This window comes from Enterococcus sp. AZ179, assembly GCF_050498885.1.
Classification (GTDB): Bacteria; Bacillota; Bacilli; order Lactobacillales; family Enterococcaceae; genus Enterococcus_D; species Enterococcus_D entomosocium.
The window spans coordinates 1242254-1261073 of the sequence record NZ_JBMHEO010000001.1 but is presented as its reverse complement, the minus strand read 5'-3'; the positions used below and the strand labels follow the sequence as shown (position 1 = coordinate 1261073).

The following is an 18820-nucleotide window of genomic DNA, read 5'->3' as shown; positions in this document are numbered from 1 at the left end:
TTCCTAGTATGTTGGATACCATTTAAGATTTTGGACAGCTTTTGCCATATCGGTTTCTTGCGCTTGGGCTAGTCCTTGTTCTTTGGCTTTATTGGCAACTGCTTCAGCCACTTTGATAGAAACGTCCGCAACGTATTCAAATGGTGGGAGAACAGGTGCACCGGGTTGGCTCAAATCAACCAAACCACTTAATGAGTGAGCAGCGGCACCAATCATTTCGTCGGTCAAGAGAGAGGCTTCTGAAGCCAACATACCTAACCCTAGACCAGGATAGATCAAGGCGTTGTTTGCTTGACCAATTTGGTAGTCGACCCCTTTGTATTGGATCGTTCCTGAAGGGACACCGGTTGCCACAAAGGCTTTTCCATCAGACCATTCGATTACTTGTTCAGCCGTTGCTTCTAATTTTTTGGTTGGATTCGAGATAGGGAAAATCACTGGACGAGCAGTGTTTTCACACATCGCTTCCACAACTTCTTTGGTAAAGGCACCCGCATTGGTTGAAGTACCGACCAAAATCGTTGGTTTTGCGACTTTAATGACATTGATCAATTGCGACATATCGCCAGCATTGGCAAAGTCAGCCCGTTTTTTGGCAAATGGTTTTTGTGCAGGAGTCAAATCGGACATATCATCGAACAAAAGCCCTTGTTTGTCAACCATAAAGAAATGATTGTAGGCTTCTTCTTCTGAAAGTCCTTCGCTGACCATTTCGGCATGGACACGGCTGGCAATCCCGGCACCAGCGGAACCACCGCCATAACATAAGTAGACTTGATCCGTTAATTTTTCACCTGTAATATCCAGTGCACCGAAGATACCGCCAAGTACAACGATTCCCGTTCCTTGGATGTCATCGTTAAAAGTTGGAATTGTTTGTTTGTATTTGTCCAGAATCGTTGCAGCATTTGAACGGCCAAAGTCTTCCCAATGCAAGTAAAGTTTAGGGAACAATGATTCTGCCGTTTGAACAAATTGATCGATGAATTGGTAGTAGGCATCACCGTAGACACGTTCTTGACGATTGCCTAGATACAAATGATCCTCTAACAATTCTTTACGGTTGGTACCGGCATCGATCACGATTGGTAAAACAGAAGCAGGGTCGATCCCAGCAGCTGCTGTATAAATCATCAATTTACCGACAGAAATATCGACACCTTGGACACCCCAGTCACCAATCCCAAGAATCCCTTCAGCATCTGTGGCTACGATCAAGCGAATGTCCCGATCGCCAGCGGCATTTTTCAACGTTTCTTCGATGTTCTCTGGATGATTGATATCTAAGTATGCTGCATATTGAGGATCCACAAATAGGCGGCTGTAATTTTCAATGGTATCAGCAATCGTTGGATCATAGACGATCGGATTGAATTCAACGATATGTTGATTGAACAAATAGTAGAACAATGTCCGATTGGTATTAAAGATTTCCATTAAAAAGTGACGTTTTTCAATGTCTGATTCTTTGGTGACATATTGCAAATAAGCTTGTTCTGCTTGTTCTTCGATCGTTTGCACGTGTGGGGGCAATAAACCGATCAGCCCTAGTTCTTTTCGTTCTTCTTGTGTAAACGCGGTTCCTTTGTTCAAAAATGGGTTATTTAAGATGTCATGTGCTTTCATTATGTTCCTCCAATGGATATATTTTGAGTACTCGTTCATTTCCATTAGCTACTTTAATCCTCGGACAGAATTATAGTCAACTATCGGTGGTATAATAAAAATTATTTATAACAAAACCGCTGCTAGTTTAAACCGGTTAAGGGAGGAATCAGACGATGAATATACGAGATTTAGAATACTTTAACGCTTTGGCAGATATGCTTTCTTTTACCCAAGTGGCGCATAAATTTGCGGTCAGTCAACCAACCGTCAGCTACGCTGTCAAACGCTTGGAAGAGCATTATGGCTGTGATTTGATCGTGCGAGAAGCCTCACATCGCTCCATCTCATTGACCACGGAAGGGGAAATTTTGAAGGCTCATGCACAATATATCTTAGATGAATTTGTGACCTTAGACAGAGCCATCGACCATGCCAAAAACAATCGGACCCACATCGGCCTGCCACCGATCATTCGTTCCAAAGTCTTTTCAAAACTCTTAGATGAAAAAGAGATCATCCGCTTTATTTCGAAATTTCACTTGGTATCTGGGGGATCCAATGAATTGCTTTCAAAACTATTATCAGGAAAAATCGATTTTAGCTTGCTGGGCAGTGTCAATCCCCTCGTCCACCCGAATCTGCAGGTGAAATTATTGCATCAGCAAGAATTCTTTATTTTTGTGTCAAAAGAAAACCCATTAGCTAAGAAAAAGGAAATCTCATTTGAAGAAGCTGCCGAATATCCCTTTATCCTATTGGAAAAAGGCTATACCCACATGCGCGCTTTTCAGAATTTAAGTGAGAAATCAAAGAAGAAGCCGGAAGTCCCCTTTTATTTTTCAGACGTCCAGACGATTGGCCAGCTGGTCAGTTCCAATATCGGCATTACCTTGATGACGGAATTTCCTGTGTTTCAAGAAATGGAAGGCTTAGTGAAAATACCGCTAGTCCCTGAAGATAAGGAAATTTTTTATATTCAATATGCCTATTTAAAGAGTGCGATGTTGAATCAAGAGGTTCAAAAGTTGATTAGGATCTTGGATGAGCTGTCCTGGGAGGAGGAAGGGTGAGGAGTGGGGATTTCTTGAGGTAAGGTCAGAGAAAAATGGTGCAGGTGTGTGTTCTTCGGATGTTGAAATAAAAGGGATCTTTCAACGCGGGACAAGACGAATGGATGATTTCTTTAACCGATGAAACTAGAAAAAAATCCCTTTACTTAGACCGTTCTTATCGCATGAAAAAACGCTAAAAACCTTGATAACTATCGGTTTTTAACGTGGATTTTTGGTATAATAGTAGGACAGTAAAGTTTGTGACGGTGGCTATCTTTTGAAAGGTGGTGGTGCTTATGAAAGTAAGTGCTAACTCTTTAGAAAGGAGAAGCCTTTTGTCTGTAGCTGAAGCATTAGGGCTAATGATTAGTTTCGGTTCTTTAATCGCAACGATTATCTTTGGCATCCTAACTGCAGCAAAAAACGACAAAAAAAAGTAACCAGTCACTAAACTTTGGCGAGTTGACTGATTACTAAAATAATATAAAACTTGCCACCGTCTTAAACGGTGCTGTAGGGGAGTTGTTGACGCAACTCCTCTTTACACAGTAATTATAGCAAGATTTCAGTAAGATATCAATCATTGACGCTACAGACGTGCTTTGCACGTCTATTTTTTGTCCTCCTAAGTGGTGGGGAGCAGCTGGAAGGTGGAGGGCAAAAAAGATCGCTTTTCTTTCTTTAAAAAGGTCTAAGTACCACCATTTTTCCGCAATTTAACCATCCATTTTCTCGGTATTCTTAATCCATCAGGTACTTGAAATACCTTTCATGCGCATGAAGAAACTGAGTGAACAATGGAAAATGGTACAACAGAAAATAAAGGCACCTTTTTAGATCTTTTTCAGGAATCGAAGGATTTCGTTTAGGGATGGAACAAGCTGGCTACCGATGTGTTGGGTATTGTGAGATCGATGGCCATGCCAGAAAAAGTTATCAATCAATTCCTGACACAAAACAGGAGGTAGAAATGTATGATATCACAAAATTTTCAGATGAATTTATTCGAGGAATCGGACGTGTGAACATTATCGCGGGAGGATTTCCGTGCCAAGCTTTCAGCCTTGCTGGAAAAAGAAAAGGTTTTTCAGATACTAGAGCAACTCTCTTTTTTGATAATGCACGCTTAGCATCTACCTTGCGACCTAAGCTTTTATACCTTGAAAACGTCAAAGGACTTCTCAACCATGAACGAGGGGCTACGTTTGAGACAATCCTCCGAACCTTGGATGAATTGGGGTATGACGTGGAATGGCAACTGTTTAAAAGCAAAGAGTTTGTCGCCCAAAACAGAGAGCGTTTATTTATTATCGGACATCTTAGAGGAGCAGGTACCAAAAAGATTTTCCTATCACAAGAGAAGAAGGATCAGTTGATCAAAAATCAGGAAGGATCCATTTAGCTGGCGTCACATGCAGCGAATGATTTAAGTCGATTTACACGAGAAAGAACGTAATATACAGATGGTCTGATGGGGACTTTGACCGCAACGGACTACAAAACACCGAAACAAATCGTTGTTGGCAACGTCAATCCAAGCGGTGGAGGAATGAATGGCCAAGTATATGATGCTTCAGGACTTAGTCCTACGATCACCACAAACAAAGGGGAAGGAAATAAAATTGCGATTCCGATCCTAATGCCAGATAAAGCCACTATTCGCCAAAACGGCCGTAGAATGAAGGAAAATGAAACACCGATGTTTATCTTAACCACACAAGATCGTCACGGAATTATCGTGGCAGGGTCGATCGATGGTTCCTATCGATCAGCTGCAGCGATCCATTCCGTAGATGGCTATGCCCTACACTTACCACCATGAGTGGTGGCGGCCACAAACCCAAAATACTGGTGAAAGCAGCCACGAAAAAAGGCTATACTGCAGTACTACCAGCCGATAGTATCAATTTCGTTTATCCTAAATCTACAAAACGTTGGGGACGTGTGGGAAATCAGCAAGCAAATATACCCACGTTACAAGTGATCAGCAAGCCGTAGTAACCGATGTTTTTCAGATCCGGAAACTAACACCACTTGAATGTTGGCGACTGCAGTTGTTTCCTGATTGGACCTTTTTGTCAGCGAAATTCGGTAGTAGGCAGATTGCTGAAGAAATAATCAGTAACGGGCTTGATCACTATAACTGCAGATACGATCAAGAAACTTCGAATAGTCAGCTGTACAAACAAGCTGGAAATTCGGTTACTGTATCAGTCATTTATTTCATAGCAAAGCACTTCGAAATAAACGATACGACGGCTTTTGATCGCTTTAGCGAAAGGTAAAAAATTATAGATAGTTCTTGAAAATAACGGTATGCCGTGATATAATAAATATACGGTATACCGTTATTTTATTTAGGTTAAGGAGGGGTTTTATTAAAAATAGACGGAACAAAAAAAGCATTTATTCTGCTGGGAACAGAATAAATGCACAGTAACAAATCCTTTCACGGGACGCTACTACTCAAAATATACCATAATTGCGAGTAGTGGCAAGCTTTAATTGTCACACTCCTTTCAGGAGGAAAAAATATGTATGCAGATAAAGAAAAAATTGAATGGCTGCTATTTAAAAGCGGTCACTCGATCACTGAAATCAAGAATAGATCCGAAGTCAAAGCAATGACTGTCTCTGATTTGATGCACAAGAAATCTTCTATAGAAAGAATGCGATTCGATAACGCTGCAAAGCTTACAAAACTTGCGGATCAATTAAAAGAAGAAATCACTGAATAATCAGGGTTTTGCCTTGTAACTCCTTATCTTTAGGAGGAGAAACTATGAACGCCGTTTTAAATAAGAAAAAATGTATTGTGACATTTGATCACTATGAAGATAATAACAATGTAGCGATTCAACTGGTTAAGAAAAGAAGAGGTCAGTCTGAAGAAGAGCTGCTTGCTACGGCTACGGTGAACACGAGTGTCGGAATCAAACAAGATTTCGTCGCAATCAAAGGGTGGTCTGAAAATACGGGCATTGAAGATGTACTGATAGAAGCTGGTGTCATTTGTGAGGAAGCTGTAGGGGCAATTCCTTGTGGCATGGCTGTTGCAAAAGTCTTTCCCCTTACAGAAGAAGCAAAGGAAGTCATGAAAAACAATCAGTAGAAAAGAGTCCGTTCAAAGCTGCGGCGAGTGTGGTTACACGCTCGCTGCGTCTTTGATTAAATCTTTGATCGTTTCAATGAAGGAGAGCGAGTTATGACCATTGCAAAAGGAAACACACGTCTTCCTGTAACGCTTAATGAAAAGAGGAAGCAGGGACTGAAGCACTTGAACACCAAGTACAAGAAAAGTGAATCGAAATTAATGTGTATCGCTTTAGATATGTTGCTTGAGCAAGAAAAAGCGGGATTTGAGATTCCTGAGCTTAGAAAGTGACTGCACTTTATTTTCTATTTTATTGAAGTGCTATCACTTATCAGTGAAACCGTTATCCAATACGTGGTAAACTAAAATCAGACAAAAGGTGAGATCCAATGGATGAAAAAGCCAAAAAGAAAATCGTAAAATTATTAGCACTTGCAAATGATGGAAAACTTCGCTCGTTGGTTAATTTTGTCCAATGAGAAATCAATAGTAAAATGTGATTTGATGGCAGATTATCCAGAGAGGAGTAGTGAATTATTGCTTAGATCTATATTTTGTTTACTGATTAATACTTCTATGATTTAAAAAAATAAGGTGAGAGATACAATATTTAACCATTAGATATATGGTCTAGTGGTGGTGAAGCATGGTATCAGCTGGACAATAAATCGGTGGGATTAAATTGAAACTTTACTGGAATAATTTTAAGAAAAATCAATAATTTAATATTTCTAATTTTATTTTTAAGCTATAATTTGTTTGTCAAAAGACTGTATAATTTAAAAAATTATTGATATAGGATTATATAAATGATAAAGTTAATTATGGCGCTATCAATAAAAGGAGAATATTATTTTGAAAAAAATTAGACTAGTTTTGACAATTGGTATAATCGCATCTTTCTTTGGTTTTGTAATTCCTTCTTTCGCAAGAAGTATTTCAACCTATGATGTAACGATTCCTAGACAAGGCGCAATCGTTACTGGTTCATTGAAGAAAGAGTCTGCAGGGAAAGGTGTTCATAATAACTCTGCAATAGGTGGTAATAAAAGAATCAATACCTCTATTCGTTTAAAAAAGGATAGTTCAAATATAACCCCATCTTACAATATGGGGTCTGGGGACCGAATTACACTTAGTTACTCTGGTGGCGGTTCTTCTTATAACGGTAGCAACACTTCACTTGGAATTGCAACTCCTGTAACAACTACCGTTAAAGTTGCTGCTCAAGGAAGTTGGAGTCCAGACGAAAAATAATTTGTAAATTAAAATATATGATAGCGCCAGATTTTTTGCTAAAGGGGATTTAATAATGAAATATATACACTACGAATTGAAGTTAGTGCTAAAATCAAAATTATTTGTTTTTTCAATAGTTTTATCAATTGTGAGTATTGTAATAGGAATAGCTGGTAACATATTGCTTATCGAAATGGAGAAAGGTTTAACTATTTTCTTTTCTGGATTTAGTTTAAGCACTTCCTCAATACTCCCTTTATTGGCTCCGTTGTTAGCGGCTTTACCAATGGCCGATTCTTTTATAAATGATTTTCAGAATAATATGACTACAGCAATATTTGTTAGAGAATCGAAAGAAGATTATTTCTTTAAAAAATTTATTAGTGTGGGTTTATCTGGTTTTCTATCTTTATTCTTCCCATTGACATTGTTACTAATAATAAATTTACTAATATTTCCTGACTATTCTAATGCATATGTAGGGGTAATAGGAGGAGCATTTTCTAGCATTTTTTCAAAAAATCAATTGTTTTATGCTGTTGTCATTATAGTAAATAGCAGTATTTTTGGATTTATATATGCCAACATTGGTTTAGTTTCTTCTTTCTACTTTAAAAATCGATATATATGTGTGTTTTTTCCTTTAATCGTATATTTTTTACCATCTTTTATTTTCCCTTTTATGGGATTTGATAAATATGAACCAGTTACAACATTTGATTTAACTTCAAATACAGCCACAAATGGCTATTTAGTATCTTTGCAGTTAGCATTCCTACTTATATCGACTTTCTTTGTGGGCTATAAAAAAATCGCAAAAGGAAATTTAAACATATGATTCGAAGAATAGAAGCTATAAGATTATCTAAAAATAATCGTCATATTATATTCTTTGTAAGTTTATTATTAATAATAATTTGTTTTTCTTACTATCAATTTTTTTTGGAAACACCAACTAGAAATTTTTTCATGTGGTTACTTTATAACTTTCAAAATCTTTATTCCACAATTTTTGCTTTTCCACTGCTTTATTTAATCATAATAAATTCGCAGTTTTCATTTAACCTTAATAATTATCTTTATCTTAGTAGGATACCTAATAGAAAATTTCTATTTATTTCAGATATCAATTTAGTTTTGAAAGTTACTTTTTATTATATGGCTGGGATTTTCTTCATAAGTTCAGTATTAGGAATCTATGAGTTGAGATTTAATAATAGTTGGAGTCAAGAATTAGTTACTTTTTTTAAAAATACGTTTCAAGCTATACCAAATACTAATTATTCTCCCGTATTTCAAACAGGGCTTGCCTTTCTATTTTTCTTTTTATACTTATTGACTATTGGGAATTTATTTAATTTTTTGTTTGTGTTACTAAAAAAGAAAGGAATTAGCTTTTTAATTATATTTGGAATGATTGGGCTGCAAGCGTACTTTTTTAAATCACCTACAAATAGCTTAATTAAAATTATGATGCCTATTAATCATTATTTGATTTATTTTGAAAGAGCAAATGGCCAGTTTATTTCAATTTCTATAAGTTTTTTGTATTGGCTATCCCTTTTAGTAGCTAACTATTCATCTCTATATATACTATACAAAAATACTAAACTAGGAGATTAAAATGCATAGCAATTTACGGTTTCAAAGAATCTATTTCGCACAATTAAATGGCAAAAAATTTATCGCATCAAGCATTATATTAATTTTAATTATTTATATTTCTACATTAATAGATGTCGGTGATCAACCAGATTTAATTTATAAGTCAATCATTAACGGTATTCCCTACCAAGATTTTTCTTTTTTAACAATTATAAGATTTTTAGTATTACATCTAACCTATGTTTATGGATTTTCGGCAGCGTCTAGTTTTAGTAACAATTCCTATTTGTATCTAGCCATTATCAGACTTAAGAGTCGATGTAATTTGTATTATAACTCTATTTTCTTTTCTTTAATTCTATCCGTACTATATTGGGGAATAGCAGTTACTATTCTTGTGGTTTATTTATCTGCTTTTACGCTTTTCAATAGCAGCCTATCCGAAATTTTTTTCTTATTAATTTCAAAAGAAACAATGCTATTTTGCCTATTAAATATGCTTACTAGTTTTAGTCTTATAAACATTTTTATTCTGGTTAAAGCTCAGTTAAGAAAAGAGACATTAGCGTTTGGAATCATTGTTTTTCTACTGATAATTTATATATATTCATTTTTCATTTTTGGAAAAAATCATTTTTTATTTCTTAACACAGGAATTTTAACTGTTTACAGAACTAATTTATTCTTATTGGAAAAAGAATCATTAGTGCCAAATCTTTTATGGTTTAGTATACAAAATTTAATCATAGGATATCTAAATTTGTTTAATCTGAAGAAATTAGGAGTGGAGTGATATTAGTGAAAACTATAGAAAGTGTAATACAATTAGACAATGTGAGTATGAAATTTAAGAAGCATATCATTTTCGAAGATTTATATTTCCAGTGTCAAGCTAAAGAGATAATTGGTATCGTTGGTGAAAATGGATCTGGAAAAAGTGTATTATTTAAACTTATTTCTGGATTTATTATTCCAGATAAAGGAAATATATCTGTGAATGGTATTAATATAACGAGAAATAATGCACTACCTGATAAATTAGGGGTACTTATAGAGGAACCACCTTTTTTAGAAGATATTACGGGATTTGAAAATCTTAAATTACTTTCTAGTATTAAAAATGAGATATCAGATGCAGATATATTTGAAGTACTAAAAGAAGTAGGACTAATCGATAGAAAAGATGAAAAAGTTAAACATTACTCTTTAGGAATGAAGAAAAAACTTGGGATTGCTCAAGCAATTATGGAAAAACAAGAAGTAATTTTATTGGATGAACCTATGAATGCTTTAGATGAGGAAAGTGTTGAAAAAATGCGTTCTTTATTTAAGAAAATAGCTACTAAAGGAGCTACTATATTAATAGCTAGTCATAATAAAGAAGATATAAATAAACTCTGCGATAAAGTTTATAGAATAAAGGATAATAAATTAGAGAACATAGAATTTAAAACTCAAATAGAAAATTAATCTTATTGTTTTGTATAGTCATTCAAATAGCATATCGTCTTCTTAGTTATTTAAATATTCGTAGAAAACGATATGCTTTTAATACTTAAAATAATATAATTTCTTTTCAACTGTTTCAGAAAATCTATTTGATAGAGTCTACTCATCTCTACCAAATTCAATGTTTTTTAAGCGTTAATTTGATGATAGCTTGCTTCAGCAATCGTATTATACATAAAGTTTTTTTATAATGAAAAAGTGGTAGGCGTGGTTATAAATGTTAGCTCTATATACACTTTTAATCGTTGTAATCTTAACTGTTTGGCTATAGTGATCTTTATCAGCAGCAGTGTCATTAACTTCATATGTATAAGTTGTTTTTTTCTACCCAAGCAACTAATGGCAAGGTACAATGGATTATAATAGATATTATCAAATATGTGTATTGGCTAGTGGTCGTTTTTATATTTTACAAATAGAGAATAATCGAAAAAAAGTTAAGGGGCTATCATGTTAGAATTAAGCAAATCAGAATATCAAATTCTTTACTATTTTTATGAATTCAATCAGGCTTTAACTAAACACGAACTATTAGAAAGACTTCCAGAACTAAACAAAAATACGACTGCTGCTGTGATAAGAAGCTTATTAAATAAAGGGTATTTAAAAGTAGAAGAGATTAAATATTCTCAGAACGTATTAGCACGGGCTTACAGGCCTAGTATTCCTTTTATAAATTTTATAAAAGAAGAGTATGGGGAAGTGGCTGTAGAAAAATTAGTTAATCATGCAGTAAACTCTTTAAAGACCAAAAAGCAAACCGAATACTTTTCCAATCTTATAATTGAAAGAAAAAATGCCATAAATAAGAATAGTTGAAAATTTCATATTTTGTAGACTATTCAGGGAATAAAAAAGGGTCAGAAACTTAAAAGTTTTTGACCTTTTTTCCTAAAGAACTCTTCAAACGTTTAGTCTGGAGACATAATTTATCGTTTCAAGAGCTTTAATTGCTTCAAAAACAGATCCGCTTGTTTGCAGTATAATTTTAGCTATTATTTTCTAACTAGCACTAAACTTTCTTCGAGCATGCTATTATAATCAATTTTCGTAGTAGAAAGTCTTGTATTTACATTGTTAAAAAATGTATTGACAATTTATATGCAATTAAATTATATTTAATTGACCTTCTGGCTTAACACTCAATTTAGAAGGATAATGTTTAGGGAGAGAGAATAGTGCAGGGAAAGAAGAATTATTTTAGAAAAGGGATCGTTGGTAGCGTCATCATTCTATTGACGGCTATTGTGATACCATCTACAATAGCTGTTGCTGAAAGTATCGGGGAAATAGATTCAAAATATATGGACTCTGAATATCCTTATTTAGTTGATTCTGAGGAACAAGTAGCTAGCCCTCAAGAGCCAACAGAAATTATAGAGGAAAGAACGGAAAATGAAGTCGTTTTAGACAATCATGATGGTACTTTCACAAAGAAAATCTATCAAGAACCCATTTATACAGAAGCTGAAAACAGCGGAAAGTTAGAGGAGGTACAGACCAATCTAATAATAGAAGATGGGGTTATTCAACCAGATAATGTGACAATACCAACAACGTTTCTTCCAAAAATGGAAAAAGGATTGTATCAGATTGTAGGAGACGGGAGCGAGAAGATCTCCTTTTCATTTAAAGGCGCTTCAGGAGTAGCCAAAGAAAGTAAAGAACAAACGAGTGAAAAGAATCAATTAATAGCAGATTCTTCAGGAGAGGTAATTGAAGATAGCTCAGCAGCAAACAGCCAGATGCATACGCAAGAAACAATAAATGATCAGGAAGAAAAACAAGAAAAAATATATGGTGAAGAAGTATCAATCGTCACAGAAGATCGGGATGTTGAAATTTCTGAAAACGAAGCTCTTTACAAAAATGTTTTGCCAGAAATTGATTTTCGTCAAATGGTGTTTAATCAGTCAGTAAAAGAAGATTTAATCATCCATAGTGTAAACGATTACCATAGTTATTATTTTGAAATCGAAACATCACTAAATCCAAAGGTAGAGGATACTGGAGAAGTAACATTTCGAACGAAAGACAACAAATTTATTTATGAGATTCCTCGGCCGACAATGACGGATTCAAATTTTGATGAGCAATTGGGGTCAGGCATATCAAATGAAAGTAATTATTTTGAAGTGATTCCGTTAACAAAAAACTTGTATCAGCTTGTACTTCGAGTAGATAGTGATTGGATTCAGTCCACGGAACGAGTATTTCCCATTTATATTGATCCAAGTATTACTTATAACAAGCTGCAAGATGCCAATGCTAGACAAGCGAATGGAGGTACAAACTATAGCGGAGCAAGTTTATGGCGCCCACAACTAAAAGCACACACTTTGTGGGTAGGAAAATATCAAGATACACAAGCGAATCAAGCTTATTTTAAAACAGATATGAGTAAGATTAATCAAGCAACCATTCAAAAAGCGCAGTTTAAAGTATATAATGTTTGGCATTCATATGATAACTTATCTAATGAGCTGTCTCTAAATGCTGTTAATCAAAATTGGGACCCAAAAAAAATTACCTGGAACAACAAACCTTCGCACACTTATATAACTAAAACAAATGTAAAAAAAGCTCAGTGGGCTACTTTTGATGTCACAACACTTGTTCAAGAATGGTCAACTGGAAAGCGAGTTAATTATGGGATCAGCTTAACTACTAAGAATCAAGATGATCATTGGAAACAAGTAGTTGCAGCAGAAAATAGTACGAATATTCCATATTTTGAGATTACTTATGCATATAATAAACCAGTAAAGCCTACTGTCAAAGGTATAGCACATGATAATCAGAAAACTGGACATTTAGAAATAAGTTGGCCAAAGATAAACGGTGCAACAAGTTATCAGATTATCTTATCAAGTGGAAAAGAAAATTTAGCGTTTCCTGTTGGTAATGTCACTTCTTTTTCAACTAAAGGGAAAGGAATTTTTCCCACTGATAAAGAAATTGCGGAAGGGATTTCTCGCTACCACACAGATGGAAAAGGGACTGATTTAGCTCTTGATCCGAGAGAATTTTATGAAAACGTAGATGCAGAAGGAGCTGCAAATAGTCTAAAAGGAATATCAGGATATGATGTGAGAATTGCTGCAGTCTACCCTGGAGGTATTAGTCCTCAATCTGATTATGTACGTACCTATCTTCCAATAGGAGCACCCAAAGGCCCCATTGCAAAAGCCTATAGTAATTTAACTGAAGAAAATAGTGGTTATGTTCAGTTAAGTTGGGAAGAGGTTCCTTTGGCGGATAGTTATGAAGTATTAGTTTTTAACGGAAAAGATTATCAAACTTTCGATGTAGGAAATACATTAACTTGGACAACACAAGGAAAAGGTATTTGGCCAACCAACGAAGAAATTGCTGTAGGAAAGTACCAACTTCATACCGATGGTAAAGGTTCCGAGTTAGCCAAAGATCCACGACCAGTGTATAAGAATGCCGGAACACAATATGCGGCGAAGACAAATTATTGGTTTCGAGTCAGAGGGTATCGTAAAGACAATAAACATGTAAAAAGTAATGACTCTGCAGCAGCAACGCCAAGCATACCAGATAGTCAGGCGGATAAGCTGGGTATGACTGATTTTTGGACAAGTATTCCAGTTCGTGGTGGTCAGATCAATGCAGTAAATGGAAATTTGCTTGTAACGGAAGAAGATTTTAACTTAGAAGGTCGTGGAATCTCGATTGGCTTAACTCGTACATTTAATAGTTTCAATCAAGAAATGGGTATATTTGGTAAAGGTTGGTCTTCAACTTTTGAAGAAAGACTGATTGATAATGTACAAAAAAATGAAATTTATTGGATGGAAGCGGATAATAAGCAACACGTTTTTAAGAAAAAAGAAGCTGCTTATCAAGCACCACCTGGACTTTTTTCTGAAATTAAAAAAGAAGCTGATGGAACTTATACGAAAACAGAAGAAGATAAATCAAAGACCATTTACTCTAAAACTGGAAAATTGGTCAAAGAAATTGATAAGAATCAAAATACCACGAATTACACCTACGATGCCGCAGACCGTCTGATAAAGATCAAAGATGCAAGTAATCGTGAGGTTATTCTAAACTACTCGAAAGATGGCTCTTTGGTAGAGAGCATCCAATTACCAGAAAGTAAGACTCTCTCATTTCGTTATGATAGCGAAGGGAAATTAATTGAATCAAAGACGGCCCGAGGGAAAACCTATGGTTATGGTTATAATGAGCAAAAGCAACTAATTTCATTGTACGAGCCAAAACATACAGATGAACATCCCCAAGAGACTAAATATGTTTATGAAGACAATAAAATCAAAGAGATAATTGATCCGGTACAAAAGAAAACGCAGATTGCTTATAATACAACTGAACATGTTACTACTGTCACTAATGAGAAAGGAAAAAAAACCGCTTATTATTATTCAAAGGCAGGAAATCCAGAGAAGACGATAGAAGATATCGAAGGATTAAAATTAACCACTTCCTATCAATACGAGTCCAATAACTTAATGAAAGAAATCAATCCAAAAGGACAAGCAGAAACGTATACTTACGATGGAGAAGGAAACATTCTTACCTTCACAGATGCGTATGGTACAGAGACGTACGCATATAATAAGAACAACGATATTGTTACAGAAACAGATACAGAAAATCGTAAAACTACTACTACATATGATGGAGCAGATGCATTATCAGAAACGATAAATGATGCAAATACTTCCTCGTTCACAATGTATGATCGCTATGGGAACATCTTGAAAGAGAGTGCTTCTTTGGGAACGGGTGAAAACATGGTGAAAAATAGTGGGTTTGAATCCGGCAATACAGAAGAATGGTATCTTTCACAAGACAAAACCCGTGCCAAAGGATCGATGAGTATTGATACCAAAGAACGAGCACCTGGTTCGCTAAGCGGGAAATATGCAATCAAGATCCATTCTGAACCCGCAAATAATGATCGAAAAACACATAGCAGTACGTCTATCGCCCAACGATTTGATGTCGAACCAAATACCACGTATACGCTCAGTGCAGACATCAAAACAGCTAATATGAAAGCTTCTCAAGCCTTTTTAGATGTATGGTTTATTAAATCAGATAACCAAACTGGTGATGGGTGGCGGAATAACCGAGAAACGGCAATCCAAGGCAATAGCGATTGGGTTCGAAGACAAGTTACTTTTACTACCACAAAAGAGACACGACGTATCGGCATTTATTTGAAAAATGAGCAATTGGCTAATGAAGCTGGCAGCGGCGATGCCTGGTTTGATAATGTGCAGCTGGAAAAAGGCAGCACACATACTGGATATAACCCGGTACTAAATAGTGGGTTAGAGGAAGCAACAGGGTTACAAGAAATTCAGCATTTCTCTCTTTCTGGAACGAAAACGAACTTGCAGTTATCAGATGAAGCTTTCTCTGGAGAACAAGGATTTGAAATGACAAGAAAAAGCGGAACAGAAGGGAATGGCTATATTGCCCAATACGTCTCATTAAATCAACAGAAAGCTGAACCAATCACTATTTCTGCTTTATCTAAAGCCAAAAATGTGCAAGCCGGGGATAAAAGTGCTGCCCATCAAGACTACTCACTGTGGGCAGATATTATCTATCAAGATGGATCGAAAGAATTAAGACATGAGAAATTTCCGACAGGTAATCAAGATTGGAACCGTGCGGCTATTGCCGTACAACCAAAACAGCCAATCAAAGAAGTCAAATTATTGTTTATGTTCCGAAATCAGATGACTGGTACTGCGTATTTTGACAATCTTCGTATCATGGAAGGGAGCAGGCTAACTGAAAGTGAGTACGATGTTGCTGGAAATTATGTGGTTGCTCAATATGATGAAGAACTTAGAAAAACAAGTTTTACCTATGATACATTTGGAAATCGTTTAAGTGAAACAGATGAAAAAGGACAGCAAAAGAATTTTCAATACGATAAAGACAATCAATTGGTAGTTACTCGATTGGCGAACGGGACAGAAGTGAAGTATACGTATGATGATAACGGGAATATAACGAAACGAGAGATTGTTGCGAATGGCATAGCTCAAAGCCATGGGTATAGTTACGATGCTGATGATAAAACAACCTTGTATCAGGATCCATTAGGTCGCAAGATTTCTTATGAATATGATGCCAGCGGGAATGAAATTGGTGTGAACATGCCCAACGGTAATCAGATTAAGAATGAATATGATTCGGCAGACCGTCAAACAAAAGTTTTGTGGGGGGCTACTCCTGCTTATAGCTTTCAATATGATCCTAATGGGAATCAAACTAAGGTTACAGATCATCTCAATCAAGTAGTAACTGATAAAATATATGACGATGCAAATCGAATCACTAAGGTTCAAGAGCGCGGGGGAACCATCAGTTATCAGTACAAAGACAAGCCAACAAAAGATAATAAAGGAAAGACAGATAAAGTAGCCGATGTCACCATAAATAAGGGAGCGTATTCGAGCAAAGTTAGCTATGAGTACAATGCGTTGGATCAAAACACTAGTGTTAGTGATGGCGACAACAAGTATAGATTTGATTATGACGAGTTTGGAAATAAAACGCTCTACACCGCAGGAAATGGTTCTATGTCAAACTTTAGTTATGATCAAACGAATAAACTTACAGAAGTAGCAATCGGAACTAAAAACCATATTCAAGTGTTAAAAGAGAGTTACGCATATGATGCGACAAGTAATCGGACGAGTATCGTGCATACAGACGGGAAAAAGACAACATACAGTTACGATTCCACTAATCAATTGACTAAAGAAGTCTTACCTAACGGAGAATTACGGTCTTACACTTACGATGGATTTGGGAACCGAACAAGTGTAACTATCAACAACGCAACTCATCAAGCAACTTTTAATGCCGGAAACCAGTTGATTAGCTTCAATGGTCAAGCACTAACCTATGATGCAAATGGGAATCGTCTAAGTGATGAAAAATATAACTACGCTTGGGATCAAGCGGATCGCTTGGTAGGGGTGACGAAAAATGGAGAAAACCAACCATTTGTCACATACACTTACGACGAGGACAACCGACGATTGTCTAAGAAGGTTAATGGAAAGATAACGAACTACCATTATGATGGTGATAGTATTGATGTGCTGTATGAAACAGATACGAATGGGCAAGTTTTATGTCATTATATCTACTCTGATGATAATATTCGCTTAGCTATGAAGAGTGGGAAAAACACGGTATACTATCATTACAATGGGCATGGTGATGTGGTTGCATTGACGGACGAAAACGGCCAGCAAGTAGCCAGTTACACTTACGATGCGTGGGGAAACGTTCTAACCAGTGAAGCAAAAACGGAACTAGCGAAAAGCAATCCTTATGGTTATGCCGGATATACGTACGATGCTGAAATCCAACAGTATTATTTAATGGCACGGTATTATCATCCGGCTCATGGAGTTTTTACCTCTCTTGATCCTGATCCAGGGGACGAAGATGATCCATTGACCATGAATGGATATACTTACGCGGACAATAATCCGGTGATGAATGTTGACCCTGATGGGCATTGGGTTTGGTTTGCGGTTGGTGCTGGGTTTGCGGCTTATGATGCATATAAGACTTATAAAAAAACAAAATCATGGAAGAAAGCTGGCTGGGCAGCGGCGAAAAGTGCAGCGACTTCTGCGGCCTTTGGTGGTGCTTTCAAAGTTCTCGGGAGAGGTCTAAAGTTTGCTCGATCAGCTTCCAACCTAAGATGGTCTAACGTAACTAAACGAGGTTCTAGTGTTAAAAATATCAGAGTTAACAAATCTGTGAGAAGTTTTGGTAAAGCACTTAAGAAAAGTGGTTACAAACAAACAAAAACATATTCTAATGGGAAACGAGTAGTACATTATACAAAAAGTAATAAAAGATATGTTTATAGAGGGAAGGCAAAGTCAGGAGATCACACTTATGACTATTTTAGCGGAATAAAAAATGCCAAGGGTAAAAATAAAGTTATTAAAATTAGAGTCCGTAGGTGGTAATATGACAGATTATGAGTATATAAGAGAAAACCTTAATAAATTATTTAATCTAAAAAAAGATATGTATTCAAAATTTTTCCAACAAGAAAAATTTTATAATTTTTTTGGTGATTCAAATATTTCAATTGCAGATATAAATAAGATATTAAAATTGATTTTTAAAACTGAAGAAAATATTTATGTTTATTATGATGATTACTTCTTTAAATATAGTAAGAAGTGTTTTTTCGATAAAAAATTGTTAAAAAATTTCTTGGGGAATTATACAAATGATACAATGTATCCTTTTATGATATTCTCTGAAAATTTTGATAGATTCCTATATATGGACACAGTCTTTGAAGATATATTCCTTTTAAGTATAAAGTCTGAAAAGTTAAAAAATAGTATAGAAGATTTTCAGAATAACTATGATTTTATTTGGGTATCAAATATCAATAATCTAGATCTTCAACAGAGATTTGTTTCGGGATTATATATAACAAAAAAGAAATTAAAAAAATTAACAAGTATCTATTCTGATCAAGGTTTTTGAGGTTGTGTTGCAAAGCTTGAAAAATAAACGGACTTGCCTAATTTTCAACCAATGGATTATGCTGTTTTGAATGACCTTTCAATTTCATTCCAAGTAGAAAAGTCGAAGAGGGTAATTTCTCTTCGACTTTCTTTGTATAAAGCGGAAACCACTTCAATGCTTTTGG

Annotated in this window: 14 protein-coding genes and 3 pseudogenes; 15 read left to right on the top strand and 2 right to left on the bottom strand. The window is 35.5% G+C overall.

The features are described 5' to 3' along the window. Window positions 1-3: 3 nt before the first annotated feature. A complete protein-coding gene (locus IGI88_RS06010) occupies window positions 4-1665 on the bottom strand; it encodes a malolactic enzyme (protein WP_278251807.1) in 1662 nt (553 codons plus the stop codon). Window positions 1666-1781: 116 nt separating this feature from the next. Here IGI88_RS06010 and IGI88_RS06005 point away from each other — a divergent pair, with 116 nt between their 5' ends. The 15 genes and pseudogenes from IGI88_RS06005 (at window position 1782) to IGI88_RS05935 (ending at window position 18654) form a co-directional block, all read left to right on the top strand. Next, window positions 1782-2678 (top strand): LysR family transcriptional regulator, encoded by an 897-nt coding sequence (locus IGI88_RS06005; protein WP_008381857.1) that lies wholly within the window; start codon window positions 1782-1784, stop codon window positions 2676-2678. 278 nt (window positions 2679-2956) lie between these two features. Further along, complete coding sequence (locus tag IGI88_RS06000) at window positions 2957-3100, top strand: putative holin-like toxin (RefSeq protein WP_086298857.1); 144 nt, start codon at window positions 2957-2959, stop codon at window positions 3098-3100. Between the two features lie 431 nt (window positions 3101-3531). Beyond that, window positions 3532-4009 (top strand): annotated as a pseudogene (locus IGI88_RS05995) (DNA cytosine methyltransferase); the annotation flags it as partial. Window positions 4010-4164: 155 nt separating this feature from the next. Next, window positions 4165-4945: pseudogene (locus tag IGI88_RS05990) on the top strand (DNA cytosine methyltransferase); the annotation flags it as partial. A 249-nt stretch (window positions 4946-5194) separates the two neighbouring features. After that, window positions 5195-5398, top strand: a complete 204-nt coding sequence (locus IGI88_RS05985; RefSeq protein ID WP_005233104.1) for a hypothetical protein — start codon at window positions 5195-5197, stop codon at window positions 5396-5398. 44 nt (window positions 5399-5442) lie between these two features. Beyond that, entirely contained in the window at window positions 5443-5772 is a 330-nt protein-coding gene (locus IGI88_RS05980) for a hypothetical protein (RefSeq protein ID WP_005233105.1), read from the top strand. 93 nt (window positions 5773-5865) lie between these two features. After that, complete coding sequence (locus tag IGI88_RS05975) at window positions 5866-6045, top strand: hypothetical protein (protein WP_005233106.1); 180 nt, start codon at window positions 5866-5868, stop codon at window positions 6043-6045. 564 nt (window positions 6046-6609) lie between these two features. Continuing rightward, the gene (locus IGI88_RS05970; RefSeq protein WP_005233107.1) at window positions 6610-7011 is read left to right on the top strand and encodes a hypothetical protein; all 402 of its coding nucleotides are present in this window, start codon (window positions 6610-6612) and stop codon (window positions 7009-7011) included. Between the two features lie 55 nt (window positions 7012-7066). Next, on the top strand, window positions 7067-7831 hold the full coding sequence (locus IGI88_RS05965) for a hypothetical protein (RefSeq protein WP_005233108.1): 765 nt from the start codon (window positions 7067-7069) through the stop codon (window positions 7829-7831). Beyond that, window positions 7828-8616 carry a hypothetical protein gene (locus tag IGI88_RS05960; RefSeq protein WP_005233110.1) on the top strand — a complete coding sequence of 263 codons (789 nt, stop codon included), beginning with the start codon at window positions 7828-7830 and terminating at the stop codon, window positions 8614-8616. Before IGI88_RS05965 ends, IGI88_RS05960 begins: the two co-directional genes overlap by 4 nt. Before the next feature lies 1 nt (window position 8617). After that, window positions 8618-9391 (top strand): hypothetical protein, encoded by a 774-nt coding sequence (locus IGI88_RS05955; RefSeq protein WP_005233111.1) that lies wholly within the window; start codon window positions 8618-8620, stop codon window positions 9389-9391. 14 nt (window positions 9392-9405) lie between these two features. Beyond that, the gene (locus IGI88_RS05950) at window positions 9406-10068 is read left to right on the top strand and encodes an ABC transporter ATP-binding protein (RefSeq protein WP_172634725.1); all 663 of its coding nucleotides are present in this window, start codon (window positions 9406-9408) and stop codon (window positions 10066-10068) included. A 489-nt stretch (window positions 10069-10557) separates the two neighbouring features. Continuing rightward, window positions 10558-10926: a BlaI/MecI/CopY family transcriptional regulator gene (locus IGI88_RS05945; RefSeq protein ID WP_005233113.1), complete on the top strand. Its 369-nt coding sequence runs from the start codon at window positions 10558-10560 to the stop codon at window positions 10924-10926. A 359-nt stretch (window positions 10927-11285) separates the two neighbouring features. Next, window positions 11286-18119 (top strand): DNRLRE domain-containing protein, encoded by a 6834-nt coding sequence (locus IGI88_RS05940; protein WP_429960276.1) that lies wholly within the window; start codon window positions 11286-11288, stop codon window positions 18117-18119. 1 nt (window position 18120) lies between these two features. After that, window positions 18121-18654, top strand: coding sequence for a hypothetical protein (locus IGI88_RS05935; protein WP_086332771.1), 534 nt, complete (start codon window positions 18121-18123; stop codon window positions 18652-18654). Between the two features lie 56 nt (window positions 18655-18710). Here IGI88_RS05935 and IGI88_RS05930 read toward each other — a convergent pair. Then, window positions 18711-18818 (bottom strand): annotated as a pseudogene (locus tag IGI88_RS05930) (IS6 family transposase); the annotation flags it as partial. Between the last annotated feature and the right edge of the window lie 2 nt (window positions 18819-18820).